This is a genomic window from Acidomonas methanolica (assembly GCF_004346035.1).
Classification (GTDB): Bacteria; Pseudomonadota; Alphaproteobacteria; order Acetobacterales; family Acetobacteraceae; genus Acidomonas; species Acidomonas methanolica.
This window is the reverse complement of sequence record NZ_SLZN01000012.1, coordinates 1-17,983: the sequence shown is the minus strand read 5'-3', so window position 1 is coordinate 17,983 and position 17,983 is coordinate 1. Positions and strand designations below refer to the sequence as shown.

Here is a 17,983-nt window from a genome sequence, read left to right as displayed (position 1 = left end):
GTTCTTCTTTCATACAAAATAGACTTGGAAATACAGCTCCATCATGCGGCGCTATCCGCCAGCCACTCTTTCAGCTTTGACCATCGTCGCCTTCCGCCCTGATTACGCACGGCGATGGCCAGCGCCTTCTTCTGGCCCACCAGCACGACGAGTTTCCGGCCACGTGTCACCCCCGTGTAGAGCAGGTTCCTCGCGAGCATGGCGTAATGCTGCGTCACCAGCGGGATCACCACCGCCGGATATTCCGATCCCTGACTCTTGTGGATGGTCGTGGCGTAGGCCAGCACCAGTTCATCCAGTTCCCCGAAACCATACACGACCTCACGTCCATCGAATGAAACCGTCAGTTCGCCTTCTTCAATATCGATCCTGTCGATGACGCCAAGATCTCCGTTGAAGACATCCCGGTCATAATCGTTGGCGATCTGCATCACCTTGTCGCCTGGCCCATAGGTCCAGCCAAACCGCTCGACCTTCACCTCGCCTGGTGGGTTCAGCGCCTGCTGCAATTCGATATTCAGCGACCGTGCGCCAAGTCCACCCCGGTTCATCGGGCAGAGCACCTGCACGTCCCGAACCGGGTCCACCCCGAACCGTGCCGGAATGCGGTCCCTCACCACAGCCAGCAGCTTGCGCAGTCCGATCTCTGGGTCGGCCGCCTCCACGAAGTAGAAATCCGATCCCTCTTCCGCGCTCAGTTCAGGCATCTTCCCTTCATTGATCCGGTGCGCGTTGGTAATGATCCGGCTCTGCGCCGCCTGACGGAACACCTCGGTCAGCCGCACCACCGGTACGGCGCCCGAGCCGATGATATCGGCCAGCACCTGCCCCGGCCCGACCGACGGCAACTGGTCTACATCGCCGACAATCAGCAGCGCTGCGCTGTCAGGCAACGCGCGCAGCAGGGACCGCATCAGAAGCACGTCGACCATACTGGCCTCGTCCACGACCAGCAGATCGCAGGTCAGCGGGTTAGTGTCATCCCGCTTGAAACTGCCATTGGCCGGATCGGTCTCCAGCAGCCGATGGATGGTCTTGCCCTCCAGTCCGGTGCTTTCCGAGAGGCGTTTCGCTGCCCGTCCCGTCGGCGCACAAAGCTGCACATCCGTACCCTTGGCCGTCACAATCTTCAGGATGGCGTTGACCAGCGTTGTCTTGCCCACACCGGGACCGCCGGTGATCACCAGCACCTTGCTGCGCAAGGCCAGGCGCACCGCCTCCTGCTGGCTGGGCGCGAGCGCAAGCCCGGTCTTCGTTTCCACCCAGGTCATGGCCTTTTCAGCATCGATCTCCGGCCAGGGCGCCCGACCCACGGCGCAGGCACGCAACCGCTCGGCGATGCTCTGCTCCGCGCGATAGAGACCAGCAAGAAAGAGACAGCCCGTCTTGCCAACACTGTCGGCAATAACGTCGCCCGCTTCCAGCTCCAGCGCGAGGGCCGTCTCGATCAGAGGGACGGCAACCTCCAGCAGTTCGGCGGTGCTGGTCAGCAGTTCCCCGACCGGCAGACCGCAATGCCCTTCATCCATCGCCTCGCCAATCGCGTAGGAGATCCCGGCTCTCACCCGGATCATCGCGTCGGATGCGATCCCCATCTTCCGGGCAATCTGGTCAGCGGTTTTGAATCCGATACCCCGAATGTCCTTCGCCAGCCGATAGGGGTTCTCGCTGATCAGTCTGACCGCGTCCTGCCCGTAGGTCTTGAAGATCCGGACCGCCCGCGACGTGCCGACGCCATTGCTATGCAGGAACAGCATGATCTCGCGGATCACCTTCTGATCCGCCCAGCCCGCGACGATCCTTTCAGCGCGTTTCGGGCCGATGCCCGTCACTTCCCGGAGACGGCCGGGCTCCTGTTCGATCAGATCGAACACGGCCTCACCGAACGCTTTCACCAGCTTCTTCGCATAGACGGGACCAATGCCCCGGATCATGCCCGAACCGAGATAGCGTTCGATGCCCTCAACCGTGGTGGGAGGGCTGGCCTTGAGGAACTCCGCCTTGAACTGGAGCCCGTGGGTGTGATCGTTGAACCAGCGGCCCGACATCTGCACGAACTCGCCCGCCGAGATCATGGCGGCATGGCCGACAACAGTGACCAGATCGCGCTGCCCCCGCACCTTCACCCGCAGAACGCAGAAGCCGTTCTCGGCATTGTGGAACGTCACCCGCTCCACGAGGCCGGCCAGCGCTTCCATGGGCGAAGAGTCGGTGGCGCGTCCGCTCATCCGGCCTGCCAGAAGAACGGCACTCCCGTCTCGCTCATGACTCGCCCTCCCCTCTCGTGCCGCCGCCGTAAGCCAGTATTTGTACGACGCGCATCTTTCCGGGACTACCCATAACTACGATTCCGTACTCTAGAGCACGCACCGACGCGATCTTCCATATTACGGTTTTCCATTGAAATAACAGTCATCTGTCCGGATCGTGTGCCTGTTTTCCTTGCCATACGGTCGGAAGAGAGCAACGATGACGGACAGACCCAGCCAGTCCATTGCCCCGGCGTATCGGCCGCCCGAGCCCGAGTTGCGGCTCGTCCTGCGACCCGATGCCCCCGACCCGCGCCTGATAGCGCTGGTCCGCCTCATGGCCCGTCGTGCCGCACGAGACTGGTTCCGGTCGCAGCAACAGGAGCAGCGCCGCCGCTCCGGACCGTAAGGGATACCTCGCCATGAAGGTCGCGCTCTACGCCCGCTATTCGTCCGACAACCAGCGCGACGCCTCGATCGCCGATCAGCTTCGGGTCTGTCGCACCCACGCGGAAAAACAGGGCTGGACCATCGTCGAGGAGTATACCGATCACGCTATCTCGGGCGCCTCCCTGATGCGGCCCGGTATTCAGGCGCTGATCGCCGACGCACAGCGCGGACGGTTCCAGATCGTGCTGGCCGAGGCCATGGATCGCCTGTCCCGCGACCAGGAAGATATCGCTGGCGTCTTCAAACGTATGAACTATGCCGGCGTGCGGATCGTCACCCTCTCCGAGGGAGAGGTGTCGCACCTGCATGTCGGCCTCAAGGGCACGATGAATGCCCTGTTCCTGAAGGACCTCGCCGAGAAGACCCATCGCGGCCTGCGCGGCCGTGTCGAACAGGGCAAGTCGGGCGGCGGCAACGCCTATGGTTATGATGTGGTGCGGAAACTCGACGCCAATGGCGAGCCGATCCGGGGCGACCGTACCATCAACCCGTATGAGGCGGACGTTGTCCGTCGCATCTTCCGAGACTTCGCGGCCGGACTGGGGCCGCGCGCCATCGCCTTCCGCCTCAACGACGAGGACATCCCGGCACCGGGCGGTGGTGCGTGGGGCTTCTCGACCATCACTGGCAACCGGGCGCGCGGCATCGGTATCCTCAATAATGAGATGTACGTGGGAAGGCTGGTGTGGAACCGGCAGCGCTTCATCAAGGATCCCGACACCGGCAAGCGACAGGCCCGCCCCAATCCGGCCTCCGAATGGGTGATCCAGGAGGTGCCGGATCTGCGGATCGTCGACCAGGACCTGTGGGATGCAGTCAAGGCGCGGCAGGCCAGCGTCAGCGCCAGCCGGGACACGCGCGACACGTCATCGCCCGACCATTTCCGCGAGAAACGCCGTCCACGCTACCTGTTCTCCGGCCTGAGCAAATGCGGCTGCTGCGGTGGCGGCTATTCGATGATCTCCGGCACCTTGCTCGGCTGCTCAACGGCCCGCAACAAGGGCACCTGCGACAACCGGACCAACATGCGGCGCGATGAGCTGGAGCGGCGCGTGCTCGACGCCCTGCGCCACCATCTCATGGATCCTGAGCTATTTGCCGAATTCTGCACGGCCTTCACCACCGAGATGAACCGGCTGCGCATGGAAGCCTCCGCCGACATCGGCGCGGCGGAATCAGAACTGAAGCGGGTCGAGCGCGACATCCAGCGACTGATGGATCTCTACCTCTCGGAAGCGATCTCGATCGCGACGGTCAAGGAGCGCGGATCCAAGCTCGAAGCCCGCAAGGCGGAGTTGACAGAGTTCCTTGCGACCGCTGAGGCACCACCTCCCCTGCTCCATCCGCAGATGGCGGAGTTCTACCACCGACAGCTCGCGCGCCTGCACGATATGCTGCATTCGGAGCTGGACGAGAAGCGACAGGAGGCGGCCGAGGTGATCCGCTCCCTGATCGAGGCGATCATCCTCACGCCGTCCGACAAGGGCCTCCAGATCGACGTCCGGGGCGATCTGGCTGGTATTCTGACGATGGCGTCGGGCAGCGGACAAACGAAAACCCCAGGCTGTTTCCGGCCTGGGGTTCGTGACGCGTTGGTATCGCAATTTCAGATGGTTGCGGGGGCACGGTTTGGCCGATACCGACATTCACTTCAGATCAAAATATAATTACGATATTTCAATGTTTTAACACTTTAAATACGGACAAGTGTCTATTTGCGGCCTATGAAAGCTAATACTAAGAAGGCGAAGCAACTACCCAAGAATTATACATCTACTCACAAAGCTACCCAGCGTCCGAATGACCTCACTCCACAAGGGTCAGACGGTACCCAACCCCAGTCTCTGTGATAATGTGCTGCGGCCTCTCAGGGTTAATTTCCAACTTCTGGCGCAGTTGCCGAATATACACCCTTAACTGCTGGACATCTCCGTTCGCCCCCCAAAGCTGCCCCAATATATGCTTATGGGTCAGGACACGTCCTGCATGACGGATCAGGAGTCGTAGAATATCCCATTCTCGCGGCGAAAGATGGACTTCATCGCCGCTACGGGTCACAATTCGACGAACGAGATCCACGTTGAGATCACCTGAGACATAGAGCGGAATCGTGCCTTCTTTCTGAAGGGCATGCCTGAGCGCGGCGCGCAGCCGGGCGATCAGCTCGGCCATGCCGAAAGGTTTGGTAACATAATCATCCGCTCCTAGGTCCAGGGCAGCCACTTTGCCCCGTTCGTCATCGCGCACCGAAAGTACGACAATCGGCAAAGTGGGCAACGTCAGGCGTATCTGGCGAATGACTTCGATACCGTCCATGTCTGGAAGTCCCAGATCAAGCAGCACGACATCGATCTCTTCGGCTTTCACCGCCGCCAGCGCGCTCATGCCGTTTCCAGCCTCGATCACGCGCCAGTCCTGGGTCGCGAGACTGGTTCGCAGAAGACGCCGGATGGCGGGTTCGTCATCGACAACGAGGACACGCGGCGCACTCATCCTGATACCTCCGCTACAATCGGAAAACTTATCGTAAACACGGCACCGGTGCGATCAGGACGGTTTTCCGCCGTGATCGAACCACCCGCAGTTTCGACAAATCCTTTAGCGATCGCGAGACCAAGTCCCGTTCCCGGTCGCTGCCGATCCGAGAATTGGATACGTGTGAATTTGTCGAATACCCGTTCAGGATTGTCGGCGGGCAGACCAGGGCCTTCGTCGGTCAGACGCAGGCGGATACTTCCCCCTTTTCGTGCGATTTCGATCATCACCATGCTGCCCTCGGGAGTATATTTCGCGGCGTTATCGAGAATATTGAATAATGCCTGCTCCACGAGAACGTCATCCAGCGGGACCAGTGGCAGATCGGGTGCGACCTTGAGCGATACGTGATGATGCCGGAGAATCACGGCAGCACGCGCCAGCGCGCTTCCGGCAATCTCGCCCAGATCGCAGAGTTGTCGCGCGGGGGTCAGAGCTCCGGCTTCCAGCCTCGTCATGTCGAGCAAGTTAGCGACGAAACGCGAGAGGCGTTCAGCTTCCTCACGAATAGTGGACAGAAGCTCTTTCCGATCCTTGTCATCCAGCAGAGCGTCATAACTATCGAGACTGGACGCCGCCCCGAGGATGGAGGAAAGCGGTGTGCGCAGGTCGTGCGAGATCGATGAAAGAAGCGCCCCACGCAAACGTTCGGTTTCCGCGTGCAAACGCGCCTGATCGAGATCCTGTGACAAGACGATGCGCTCGATCGCGAGTGCAGTCTGATCGCCCAACGCATCGACGAGACGCTGCTGCTCCTGCCCGAGCAGGAGTCCGGGACCATCAGAATCCAAACCAATCACCCCGATAGGTCCACGTGCTGTCCGCAATGGCACAAACAACCGACGTGCACCCGGAAGATTATCGGAGCCCCGTCCCGCCGCACGATCATGTCGCCACGCCCATGTCGCCGCCGCGAGGTCAGCAGAGTCCAAACTTTTTTCCGGCGGATCGCTGGCGCGGATGATGAGTTTGTCGTCGTGCGGCAGAAGAATGACGATCTGCCGGTCGAGCATTTCGGCGATCTGCCGACAGGTCGTCCACAAAAGCTCATCCATGGATGTGATGCCGGTGAGCTTACGACTGAACTCGTACAATGACTCGGTAATCTCCGCCCGATGCCGCGCAACGATCGCCTGCGCACGGACCCGATTGCCAAGGTGACTGGCCGTGACGGCGGTTATGGAAAAAAAAACGAGAGCCGCGATGTTATCGGGCGAAGATATAACGAACGTATAAAGTGGCGGCAGAAAGAAAAAATTGAACAACAGCACGGCCATGACCGAGGCGTAGAGTGAGGGCCATAAGCCAAAGCCGAGAGCAACACCGAGCACGGCTGTCAAGAATGTCAGCGAGACATTCTGAACCTCCATCCCATGACGAAGCGCTAGAGACAGAACAAGTGCGGCAGCCACAATGCCGGTCGCCGCGATATAGGGACTGAAGGCGAGCGGGCGCTTTTCCGACCTTTGTTCTACGTCGCCATCAACATCGGTCGCCCCCACGACATGGACCGGAATATCTCCAGCCCGGTCGGCCAGAATACGCGTTACCGATGCCCAAGCCCATGGCATCAGCCAGTTTGTCCAGGGACTGCTTACGGGACGTCCGGCGACAATCTGCGTGATATTGTGGCGCCGCGCCCAGACCAGTGTCTCGGCCGCAACGTCCTGGCCCGGTATCGTGACCGTCTCCGCACCCATCGACTGCGCGAGATGCATCTGGCTTGCCGTGCGCTGACGAATTGTCACACCAGCTTCCCGGCTGGTCTCCACATGCAGCACCGTCCAGGGTGCGTGAAACCGTTCGGCGAGCCGCCGTCCATAGCGTAGCAGGCTTCCATCAATATCCTGAAGCGTGAGGCAGACAAGAATCCGCTCTCCCGCTGCCCATGGACCGTTGATCGCGTTGGAGCGCATATGGTCGATCAACTGGGCGTCGACCTGCCGCGCGGTCTGTCGCAGTGCAAGTTCGCGCAACGCGGTCAGATTTCCCGGCGAGAAATAATTCCGCATCGCCCGCGCCGCCGCCGGCGCCGTATAGACCTTGCCTTCGCGCAGCCGTTGCAAAAGGTCGGCTGGCGTCAGGTCAATCAACTCGATCTCGTCGGCCCGGTCAATCACAGTATCGGGCACGGTTTCACGTACGCGAATCCGGGTAATACCGGCAACGATGTCGTTCAGGCTCTCCAGATGCTGGATATTGACCGTGGTGAAGACATCAATTCCGACAGCGAGTAGCTCCTCGACATCCATCCAGCGTTTCGGATGACGGCTGCCCGATCCATTCGTATGCGCCAGTTCATCGACCAGTACCAGCCGGGGCTGACGGGCGAGGATCGCGTCCAGATCCATCTCAGTCAGCATCTGGCCCCGGTAAGCCACGACACGACGGGGCACGACCTCCAGACCGTCGAGCAGGGCCGCAGTTTCGGATCGCCCGTGTGTCTCGACGATGCCCACCACGACGTCGACGCCATCCCTTATGAGCCGGTGCGCCGTCGTGAGCATCTCGAAGGTTTTGCCCACGCCGGGAGCCGCGCCGACAAATATCTTTAGCCGACCGCGCGTCCCGCCCATTTCATGGGTGGTCTGGCGCAGAAGCGCATCAGGATCGGGTCTGTCGATACGGTCCTCCATCAGCTATTTCATAGCATCAAGTGCCAAGTTCAACCGCAGGACATTTATACGCGGCTCTCCAAGCACTCCCGCCAGCGGCGCCTGGGTCATGCGCAGGATCAGGTCGTGTACCCTCTCCTCAGGAAGTTTCCGGGCCGCAGCGATCCGGGACACCTGGAACCGGGCGGCCTGGGGTGAGATGTCCGGGTCCAGACCGCTGCCCGACGTCGTCACCAGATCGGCCGGAATGGCAAGCCCCTCTCTGACGGCCTCCGGATTTTCAGCCCGTAGCGCGGCGACGCTTGCCGTGACCCTGTCCACGAGAGATTTCGAGGTCGGACCGAGGTTGGAGCCCACGGACGCTGCGGCATTGTAGGGCAGCGGCCCCGATTTCGACGCATCGACCGGATCTGGACCGCTGGTAGCTGAGGGGCGGGGATGGAAATAGCGCGGCGAGGTGAAATTCTGCCCGATGAGTTCAGAGCCGACCGGCTTGCCATCCACAAGGACGAGACTTCCCCCCGCCTGTCGCGGAAAAAGGACGCTTGCGGCCCCTGTGATGGCCAGCGGATAGAGCACGCCAGTGACAACGGAAAGGAAGAGAAACAGGACGAGGGCGGGTCTCAGTTCGCGAAGCATGGAACTTTTTCCTTCAGGCGATGCCAAGCGCGTTGACGAGCAGGTCGATCAGCTTGATGCCGACGAACGGCGCCACGACACCGCCAACACCGAAAGCGAGAAGATTGCGTCGCAGGAGCGCGGCCGCCCCGACGGGGCGATAGCGCACCCCCGTGAGCGAAAGGGGAATAAGAAAGATGATGATGAGGGCGTTGAAGATGATCGCTGACAGGATGGCGCTCTGCGGCGTGCCTAGGCGCATGACGTTCAACGCCGAGAGCTGCGGATAAAAGCCTATGAACATGGCCGGGATGATGGCGAAATATTTCGCCACGTCGTTGGCGATTGAGAACGTGGTCAGCGCGCCGCGTGTCATCAGGAGCTGTTTGCCGATCCCCACGATCTCGATCAGCTTCGTCGGATCGCTGTCGAGATCGACCATGTTTCCGGCTTCGCGGGCAGCCATTGTGCCGGTGTTCATCGCCACACCGACATCCGCCTGCGCCAGGGCGGGAGCATCGTTGGTACCGTCGCCGCACATGGCCACAAGCTTGCCTTCAGCCTGTTCCTTGCGAATCAATGCGAGCTTGGCTTCTGGCGTGGCTTGAGCAAGAAAATCGTCCACGCCACTTTCGGCAGCGATCGCAGCGGCCGTGAGAGGATTGTCGCCCGTTATCATGACCGTGCGGATACCCATACGGCGCAATTCGGCGAAACGCTCACGAATGCCACCCTTGACGACGTCCTTGAGCGCCACGATCCCGAGCAACCTGTCGTCGTCCACCACGGCCAGCGGCGTGCCCCCGGCGCGTCCCACGGTGTCCGCGTTCGCAATCGCCGCCTGGGCGGAAGCATCTGCCGGATTGCCAAGATAGGCCAGCACACTGTCCACGGCTCCCTTGCGGATGCAACGCTCGCCGATGTCAACGCCGCTCATGCGGGTCTGGGCGGTAAACGGAACAAACTGCATCCCGGCCTGTGCCATTTCCCGGGCACGGATGTTGAAACGCTCCTTCGCCAGCACAACGATTGAACGCCCCTCCGGGGTCTCATCGGCCAGCGAGGCAAGTTGGGCCGCGTCCGCGAGTTCCTGTTCCGTCACACCCGGAACCGGAAGAAAATCCGAGGCCTGACGATTGCCTATGGTGATCGTACCGGTCTTGTCCAACAACAGCGTATCGACATCACCCGCTGCCTCCACCGCTCGACCGGACATGGCGAGCACATTGAAGCGGATCAGCCGATCCATGCCTGCGATGCCGATGGACGAAAGCAGCGCGCCGATGGTGGTCGGAATGAGCGTCACGAACAGCGCGACCAGCACAAGAACGGGAATCTGTCCGCCGGCATAGGCGGCGAAAGACGGAATCGTCGCAATCGCGAAGATGAAGACGAGCGTAAGTCCCGCAAGCAGAATATTGAGAGCGATCTCATTGGGCGTTTTCTGTCGCTGCGCCCCCTCGACAAGCCCGATCATGCGGTCCAGGAAGGTTGAGCCCTGCGCGGCGGTAATTCTGACGATAATCCAATCCGACAGGACGCGTGTGCCACCAGTGACAGCAGAACGATCGCCACCGCTCTCCCGCACAACCGGCGCTGACTCGCCAGTAATCGCGGACTCGTCAATTGAGGCGACACCATCAATCACCTCACCGTCACTCGGCATGAAATCACCCGCCTCGACGAGCACCACGTCGCCGGGCTGAAGCTCGGGCGCGGGCACTTCTTCGTACACACCCGCATAGGACCATTTGCCAGTATCGGTGGGCAGAAGCCGCTTACCCGTCGCATCCGTCCGTGCCCGGCGAAGACTTGCCGCCTGAGCTTTCCCGCGCCCCTCTGCGACGGCTTCGGCAAAATTCGCGAACAGCACCGTAAACCAGAGCCAAAGATTGATCTGGATGGCGAAGCCAATATGCGGTGCTCCCGTCGCAAGGTCGCGGAGCAGCAGGATCGTGGTCAGTGTGGAAACGATCTCTACGACGAACATGACCGGGTTATGCCACATGACACGCGGATCGAGCTTGCGAAAGCTCTCGCGGATCGCGGGCACCAGAAGATCGGCACGCAGAAGACTCGAACGGCCCGGATTGCGGCCACTCTCTTTTCCGCCCGGTCCATCATGAGCCGGCATTATAGATTGAACAGTCATGATGATGCTATCCCGTCAATAGAGCGTACCGGCGCCCATCGCGAGATGCTCGACGATAGGACCGAGGGCGAGGGCAGGCAGAAAGGTCAGGCCTCCCACGATCAGGATCACGCCGATCACGAGACCGATGAACAGCCCGCCATGGGTGGGAAACGTGCCAACAGAGGGTGCAACCGTCTTCTTGGCGGCGAGCGAACCCGCGAGGGCCAGCGCGGGAATGATGACGAAGAACCGACCGATCATCATCGTGATTCCGAGTGTGATATTCCAGAAACTGTTGGCCGTCAGACCGGAAAAGGCGCTGCCGTTATTAGCGCCGGCTGACGTGTATTCATACAGCACCTCGGTGAAGCCATGCGGACCGCTGGCGGACATTGCAGAGGTGCCTGGAGCAACAACTATGGCGATGGCTGTCATCGTGAGGATCATCATGGGGGGTACCAGGATGCCCAGCATGGTCATCTTGATCTCGCGCGCTTCGATTTTCTTGCCGAGATACTCTGGTGTGCGCCCGACCATCAGCCCTGCGATAAACACCGAGACGACCGCGAACAGCAGGAAGCCGTACATTCCCGAGCCGACGCCGCCGAAGATCACCTCGCCAAGCATCATATTGACCAGCGGAACCATCCCGCCCAGTGGCAGGAAGCTCTCGTGCATGGCATTGACCGCACCGCAGGAAGCATCGGTCGTCACAGTGGCGAACAGCGAGGACGCCGCGATCCCGAACCGCGTTTCCTTGCCTTCCATGTTGCCCAAGCCCGGATCAACGCCAAGCGCCGCGAATGCCGGGTTGGCGTGCCCTTCGGCCCAGTAAGTCACGGCCACACCCACGACGAACAGCGCCGCCATGACGGAGAACACCGCCCATCCCTGCCGCCTGTCGCCCACCATGCGCCCGAAAGCGGAGGTCAGCCCCCCCCCGATCACGAAAATTGCCAGCATCTCGATGAAATTCGTAAGAGGTGTGGGATTCTCGAACGGATGCGCCGAGTTCGTGTTAAAGAACCCGCCGCCGTTGGTTCCCAGCATCTTGATCGCTTCCTGCGAGGCGACCGGCCCGACAGCAATGGTTTGGTGCGCGCCTTCGAGCGTGGTGACCGCAATGCTATTCGAGAAGGTTTGCGGCACGCCTTGCCATACGAGGAATAAGGCCAGGACTACACTTCCCGGGACCAGCACATACAACGTGATCCGCGTCAGATCGACCCAGAAATTGCCGATCGTCTTGGCACTACCCCGGGCGAACCCCCGAAATACGGCGAACGCAATGGCGATACCCGCGGCGGCCGAGGTGAAATTCTGCACCGTCAGCGCCGCCATCTGGCTGAGATAACTCATTGTCGTCTCGCCGGCGTAACTCTGCCAGTTGGTATTCGTCATGAAACTGATGGCGGTATTGTAAGCAAGATCCGGTGTCAGCGAGCCGAGACCAAGCGGATTGAGGGGGAGATGCGCCTGCAAGCGCAAGAATGAGTAGACCACTAGGAAACAGACCAGCTTGAAAACCAGCATGGCGAGGGCGTAGCCCCACCAGCTTTGTTCCCGGGCCGCATCTATCCCGGCAAGCCTGTAGAGACCTGCCTCCAACGGTCTGAAGAAGCGTCCGACGGCTCCCATGGACGCGCCCATCACACGCGTCATGGCATTACCGGCAACGGGAGTGAGGAGAACCGTCGCGACCAGGAAGGCGGCTATGAGCGTCCAGCCAGTGATCGTCATTTCTCAGAACCTTTCCGGACGCACCAGCGCAAAGAAGACGTAGACCAGAAGGCCAAGGGTCACCGCGCCGCCTAAAATGAAATCAAGCGACATGACGCTAGATCCGTTCACAAAAGGACAGGAAGCCCAGGGAAATCAAAAAACCCACGATTCCAAGTCCGCAATAAAGAACATCAAGCATAGAAATCCATTCCTTCTGCCAAAACATGTTATCGCAGCATCCGCATAGGAAAGAGAGAGGGCGTTCGCCGCCGCAATATATGAATCTCATAGGAATTCGGGTGAAAATGGGCGACGGAAAGGCCCTTGCTCTTGTCAGACCCATGACCCGATGCCTACTCGGCTAAGAAAATCTCGAGCCGGGAATGATCGCTGATATGAAATATGTGGCTTATAGTCTGCAGCGTCTCCGACGATTGCGCGGGACGTTCTATTCGGTGGGCAGCGTAAAAATCATGCTTGCACCGCAGCTATCTGAAGTCGGGGCAAACCGGGACATGGTCCGTCGGCTCGGTTTCGCCACGATGATCTTGCTGGCAGCGTCGCATTGGGCCGTGCCCAGTGCCTTCGCTTCCGATCTCGGAAGCTGGGCGAAGTCCATCACCTACGGCGCACAGATTGAAGGAGGCATCAACGCCAATCCCGCCCGACCCGATAACGGCGTCAATTTTGGCCAGTTCTTCGGCGATCGCGCCAATCAACCGCAGCTAGACCAGATTCTTCTGACGGTCAACCGCGCTGTCGATACGACAGCACATGACTATCAGATCGGTTTTTTTCTTCAGGGTATGTATGGTGCCGATGCACGTTACTTCCAGATAGCCGGGATTACTTCGAACGCGATTTCCAGTCGCTACCAGTTCATCCTCCCCCAGGCGCATCTTGACCTGCATCTGCCCTGGCTGACCCGGCACGGGCTGGATATGCAAGCAGGTATCCTCACTTCTCCAATGGGTGTGGAATCCTATGATCCCTCACTGAGGCCCTTCTACACGCTATCCTACACGACCCAGTATTCCACCACCTTCGAACATGTCGGCGGGATGTTCCAATGGCATGTCGATGACCATTTCAGTGCGCTTTTCGGTGTCGATACCGGTAATCAGGTCTCGTTTGGTGGAGGCGACAACAATCACGCGGCAGCCGGCTATTTCGGCGTCAATGGCAGCGGGCTGCTTGGCGGAAAATTTTCCTTTACTTATCTCGGCCGCGTCGGCCCGGAAGACGCCATCCGGACATTGGGCAAACAGGCCAATTCTTCCCAGAGGTTCTGGAACGACCTGAACGGAACGTACAAGATCAACGACAAGCTCTCCGTGACCGGCGAGTTCAACTATATGCATGACGATGGCCTTCGCGCGGATGCTTACAGCTTCGTCAGTTATGTGAGCTATCAGATCACACCAAGCCTCACGCTGAACTATCGCGGCGAGATCTATCGCGATAATACGGGCCTATTCGTCACCTCGTTCCTTGGCGACACCTCCTATATCCGGGCCACGTTGGGCAAGAGCGCGTATACCCAGTCTGCCCCACCCACGACTTATGGCGCGCTCACGCTCGGCGCGAACTGGCATCCGGCCTTCGGACACCACGTCAAGCTGTTCGAGATTCGCCCGGAAATACGCTTCGATCGCTCCCTCAATGGCACGACGCCCTTCAACGACCTGCGCAACACAGGCCAGTTCACCTTTGGCGCAGATGCGGTGCTCGGCTTTTAATGACAGGTAATTCTTCACACTGCGATGCACAGATCAAAAAGCATGCACGGAATACTCGGCTTGATCAATCAATATTACTGGAGATGAGATAGTGTCTTTAACAGCACCGGTCGCCGTTCAGGGCGGAAAGGGGTCAGCGGGACATGATGCTCGTCCTGCCGGCTTTGCCGCGATATTAGGCGCGCTTGGGGTCGTGTTCGGCGACATCGGTACCAGCCCGCTTTATGCATTGCGCACGACAGCTCAAGTCGTATCGGATCACGGAACTATCTCCGCAAGCGAGGTGCTGGGAGTTGAAAGCCTCCTGTTCTGGACGCTCATGCTCGTCGTGACGGTAAAATACGTCATTCTTGTCATGCGCGCCGACTATAATGGCGAGGGTGGCATTATCGCTCTGATGTCTCTGGCGCAGCAGAACGCGAAGCGTAAATCCGTCAAGCTGCTTCTTGGAATGATCGGTGTCATAGGGGCCTGCCTGTTCTTTGGCGATGGCATCATTACACCAGCAGTCTCGGTCATCTCGGCAATCGAGGGCATCGAGGTTTCGTTTCCGGCCGCGAGCCATCTTGTTGTCCCTTTATCAATTGCCGTTCTGATCGGACTGTTCTCGATCCAGTTTCATGGCACGGGCAAGATCGGCATCATTTTTGGTCCGGTGATGGTACTCTGGTTTCTGATGATTGGGGTTTTAGGCATTCTTGCCATCCTTCACCACCCTACGATCCTGCTTGCACTTTCACCTACCTATGCGATCATGTTCATCGCCCGGCATGGTTATCTGTCGTTCCTGGCCCTTGGTTCCGTAGTCCTCGCCGTGACCGGTGCCGAAGCCCTTTATGCCGATATGAGCCATTTTGGGCGCAGGCCCATTCGCGAAACGTGGTTGTTTTTTGTCCTGCCCTGCCTGGCACTCAATTATTTCGGTCAAGGGGCATTGCTGATCTCTGATCCGGCAACGATCTCCAATCCGTTCTTTCTGCTGGGGCCGCAATGGCTTCAGATCCCTATGATCATCATATCGACAATTGCCACAGTCATTGCCAGCCAGGCGTGCATATCCGGAGGGTTTTCCCTGTGCCGACAATTAATCCAACTCGGTTATGTGCCGCGCATGCGGATCATGCACACAAACCCCACGGAAGAAAGCCAGATATACCTGCCTGGTCTCAACCATTCGCTCATGGTGGGCGCGTTGCTTCTCGTCATCGCGTTCCGTAGTTCCGAGGCTCTGGCGTCGGCCTATGGCATTGCCGTAACCGGCACATTTCTCTGCACCTGTATTCTCGCTGCTGTTGTTTATCGAGACCGGTACAAATGGTCTGCTTGGGCGACCATCACCGTGTTCGGCGGTTTCTTTATCATAGACGGAATTTTTTTCGCCTCGAACACTCTGAAAATCATTGAAGGCGGATGGGTGCCGGTTCTGCTAGCAGCCGTTTTGATCATGATGATGTTCACATGGAAAAAAGGGAGAAGCCTTGTTCTCTCACGGCAACAGCATGATGCGATGCCGGTAGGAACTTTCATTGCGCGTCTTCCTCATTCCCGGAGCATTATCCGTGTGCCAGGGACGGGTGTGTTCATGACGGCAAATCCTGAATACATTCCGACATCGCTTCTTCATAATCTCAAACACAACAAGGTATTACATGATCACGTTATTCTTCTCACGGTCAGGAACGTCAACATTCCTCAGGTGGCGCCCGACCAGCGGGCCGAAGTAACCGAGATCGCGCCAAACATTTATCGGGTCATGCTTTGTTATGGCTTCATGGAAATGCCGAATCTTCCGGTGGCTCTTGCTCAACTACAGGTTGGGGATACCGGTTTCGACTTGCCGCAGGCCTCCTATTTCGTGTCGCGTGAATTGCTGGTCCGTGCGCAGCCGTCCCAGATCTCACGTTGGCGCATGGCGCTGTTTCTTCTCATGACGCGAAATGCAACGCCCGTCACGGACTTCTTGCGTATACCACTCGATCGGGTTGTCGAACTGGGCGTCCGTATCGGTATCTGATGATCACCGCGCCGTATGAAACGGCGCGGTATACCGACAAAAAATAAGATGCATGGAAAATATAGTAAAAATTTAAAGAGAAACATGACCTGCTTCGACTGAAATAAAGGCAGGTATTCCCGTCGAAAATCAGAGGAATTTTTTCTAATATGTTCAAAGAACGTATTTTTGATCTGTTCGAACAGTGTGTGATGACGACACTAAGCGCGATCATCATGTTGATCGCGAGCGTTTCCCTTCTTCATCTCACCGTGTCGATCGTAGTAATTCTTGCCGATCGCGGAATAAACTCGACCACACCTGAGAACCTTCAAGCAGTTTTTGGAATGTTCTTTACAATTCTAATTGCACTTGAATTCAAAAGATCATTTATTACGCCGTCAGCAGGAAAACAGCATGGCATTATTCGTATCGAGCCCATTCTCCTTATCGGCATATTGGCGACCGTCAGAAAGTTTATCGTTCTCGATCTAAAAGAAATCGACTTCAACGAAATGCTTGGCCTTTCCGCCGCCATTCTTTCCTTAGGCCTGGTTTATTGGTTTATACAGCCTCGATACCAACCGCAGCCTCCTGCTTTGCAATCAGACAATTTCTGAGTTAATTCTGTCCACTAATCTAAACGCTTTCGTTCCGTTCTCTGATCTTGGCGACTCAAAATGGAGAACGGATTATTATCGAGCATATCCGCGTGCAGCATCATGGATCGCAGACATCGGGGGAATATCTTTCAGACCAGATAATGTCGATCGAAGCTTCTACGCTCCTGCTAGGAGGCGATAATGATCCTATTAGTGGCATCGCCGCTGGGCATCGCCTATTGCCTAGTTTACCGAACTCCCACCTTTATCCAACCTTCATGTCAATAACTGCGAGGATCACGATCTCGCCCAAACTCACGCTGGAACTGTCGCGAAACTTATCGGGTATCATTTTGCGGACGCCTCGTGAGCGCTGGCAGCAATTTACATATCGTTTCCTCTTTTCTGCCCTGCGACATCCCTTACCCGATCATGTAGGAACCGCTGCCCCTTCGCCAGCCGCCGGACCAATACCTCGTTGAACCGGGCATACATCTCCGCGCCCCGATCCTTCGCGGCCTCGTTCTCGTTCGCCGGGATGGGAAGCTGGTGCCTCATCCAGGCACGGGTATAGAGCGCGAACGCTTCCCCCAGCACGGCGACGGCCTCGTCCACATCGTCGATCCGCCGCCCGAGCCGGTCCAGGCGCTTCGACAGGGCCGCATCCCGGCGTCCATCGTCCTCGCCGGACACGAGCGACAGCACCGCCGCCTCGATCACCGCCGATTTCGACACTTTCCGGCGCTCGGCCAGCGCCTCGACCTGCTTCAGCAGGCCCGGCTCGAAATATACGTTCATCCGCTGCCGTCTGACCATCGCCGTGCTCCCGATCTGGAGGTCCGATGACAGATTGACGCGGAATTTTTGTGGCGCAAACCCTTGTTCGATCGGCATCGTACGGGGGCGTAGCCTGGCGTAAAATTGGCGGCTTTTGTCGGTGTTTGTCTGCCTTCCGAAACGACTCGCGGGGGCATCCTGCTACAAGCCAAGCCCCCTGCCCCGACCCAGCTCCCACGAGATACCACCGTGCTCGTCCATGGAAATGGCCATCTCCTTCTGGCGCTGTTTCCCGATCTCCGGTCTCCAGGGCACCAGCGAGAATTCATGTCCGCTTTCCAGCACCGCGAAGCGCCCGCTGGCCAGATCGACCGGGCCTTTCAGCGTGCCCTGAATGGTCTCGAAGCGATCGAGCGGACGCCATAACTTCCCCCGCTTTTCGGCCATCACCTGTCCGACCCGTTCCACCTCCCGCCCTTCCAGCGTCGCCAGCAGGTTCCTGCGATAGCGGACCATGCCCTCCGGGGTGAGGCTGGCATCCCCACGGTC

14 protein-coding genes are annotated in these 17,983 nt (G+C 58.7%); 5 read left to right on the top strand and 9 right to left on the bottom strand.

Features of this window, described 5'->3' with window-relative positions; genetic code table 11:
- Positions 1–41 precede the first annotated feature (41 nt).
- Positions 42–2,228: an SF1B family DNA helicase RecD2 gene (recD2, locus tag EDC31_RS10100; RefSeq protein WP_132127029.1), complete on the bottom strand. Its 2,187-nt coding sequence runs from the start codon at positions 2,226–2,228 to the stop codon at positions 42–44.
- Between the two features lie 241 nt (positions 2,229–2,469).
- On the opposite strand from recD2, the gene EDC31_RS10095 reads away from it, so the two are divergent.
- Together EDC31_RS10095 and EDC31_RS10090 are read left to right on the top strand one after the other, a co-directional pair.
- Complete coding sequence (locus EDC31_RS10095; protein ID WP_042058432.1) at positions 2,470–2,658, top strand: hypothetical protein; 189 nt, start codon at positions 2,470–2,472, stop codon at positions 2,656–2,658.
- A 13-nt stretch (positions 2,659–2,671) separates the two neighbouring features.
- The gene (locus EDC31_RS10090) at positions 2,672–4,366 is read left to right on the top strand and encodes a recombinase family protein (protein WP_042058410.1); all 1,695 of its coding nucleotides are present in this window, start codon (positions 2,672–2,674) and stop codon (positions 4,364–4,366) included.
- Positions 4,367–4,505: 139 nt separating this feature from the next.
- Here the strand turns inward: EDC31_RS10090 and EDC31_RS10085 are convergent, their stop codons facing one another.
- Genes EDC31_RS10085 through EDC31_RS10060 form a run of 6 tightly spaced genes read right to left on the bottom strand, consistent with a single transcriptional unit; the run spans position 4,506 to position 12,434 of the window.
- Positions 4,506–5,192, bottom strand: a complete 687-nt coding sequence (locus EDC31_RS10085) for a response regulator (RefSeq protein ID WP_042058412.1) — start codon at positions 5,190–5,192, stop codon at positions 4,506–4,508.
- A complete protein-coding gene (locus tag EDC31_RS10080; RefSeq protein WP_042058415.1) occupies positions 5,189–7,870 on the bottom strand; it encodes a sensor histidine kinase in 2,682 nt (893 codons plus the stop codon). Before EDC31_RS10080 ends, EDC31_RS10085 begins: the two co-directional genes overlap by 4 nt.
- A gap of 3 nt (positions 7,871–7,873) precedes the next feature.
- Positions 7,874–8,488: a potassium-transporting ATPase subunit KdpC gene (gene kdpC / locus EDC31_RS10075; protein ID WP_042058417.1), complete on the bottom strand. Its 615-nt coding sequence runs from the start codon at positions 8,486–8,488 to the stop codon at positions 7,874–7,876.
- Between the two features lie 13 nt (positions 8,489–8,501).
- Entirely contained in the window at positions 8,502–10,601 is a 2,100-nt protein-coding gene (kdpB, locus tag EDC31_RS10070) for a potassium-transporting ATPase subunit KdpB (RefSeq protein ID WP_042058420.1), read from the bottom strand.
- Between the two features lie 33 nt (positions 10,602–10,634).
- Entirely contained in the window at positions 10,635–12,341 is a 1,707-nt protein-coding gene (kdpA, locus tag EDC31_RS10065; protein WP_042058423.1) for a potassium-transporting ATPase subunit KdpA, read from the bottom strand.
- Positions 12,342–12,344: 3 nt separating this feature from the next.
- Positions 12,345–12,434 carry a K(+)-transporting ATPase subunit F gene (locus EDC31_RS10060; protein ID WP_077813867.1) on the bottom strand — a complete coding sequence of 30 codons (90 nt, stop codon included), beginning with the start codon at positions 12,432–12,434 and terminating at the stop codon, positions 12,345–12,347.
- A gap of 362 nt (positions 12,435–12,796) precedes the next feature.
- Here EDC31_RS10060 and EDC31_RS10055 point away from each other — a divergent pair, with 362 nt between their 5' ends.
- The 3 genes from EDC31_RS10055 to EDC31_RS10045 all read left to right on the top strand — a co-directional run bounded on the left by EDC31_RS10055 (position 12,797) and on the right by EDC31_RS10045 (position 16,675).
- On the top strand, positions 12,797–14,062 hold the full coding sequence (locus tag EDC31_RS10055; protein WP_081797562.1) for an outer membrane beta-barrel protein: 1,266 nt from the start codon (positions 12,797–12,799) through the stop codon (positions 14,060–14,062).
- 91 nt (positions 14,063–14,153) lie between these two features.
- Entirely contained in the window at positions 14,154–16,076 is a 1,923-nt protein-coding gene (locus EDC31_RS10050) for a potassium transporter Kup (protein WP_052511878.1), read from the top strand.
- Positions 16,077–16,225: 149 nt separating this feature from the next.
- Entirely contained in the window at positions 16,226–16,675 is a 450-nt protein-coding gene (locus tag EDC31_RS10045; protein WP_042058427.1) for a phosphate-starvation-inducible PsiE family protein, read from the top strand.
- Positions 16,676–17,041: 366 nt separating this feature from the next.
- Here the strand turns inward: EDC31_RS10045 and EDC31_RS10040 are convergent, their stop codons facing one another.
- Positions 17,042–17,455 carry a ribbon-helix-helix domain-containing protein gene (locus EDC31_RS10040; protein WP_456304091.1) on the bottom strand — a complete coding sequence of 138 codons (414 nt, stop codon included), beginning with the start codon at positions 17,453–17,455 and terminating at the stop codon, positions 17,042–17,044.
- A gap of 180 nt (positions 17,456–17,635) precedes the next feature.
- The coding region (locus EDC31_RS10035) for a DUF3363 domain-containing protein (protein WP_132127027.1) at positions 17,636–17,983 on the bottom strand (348 nt) is incomplete at its 5' end.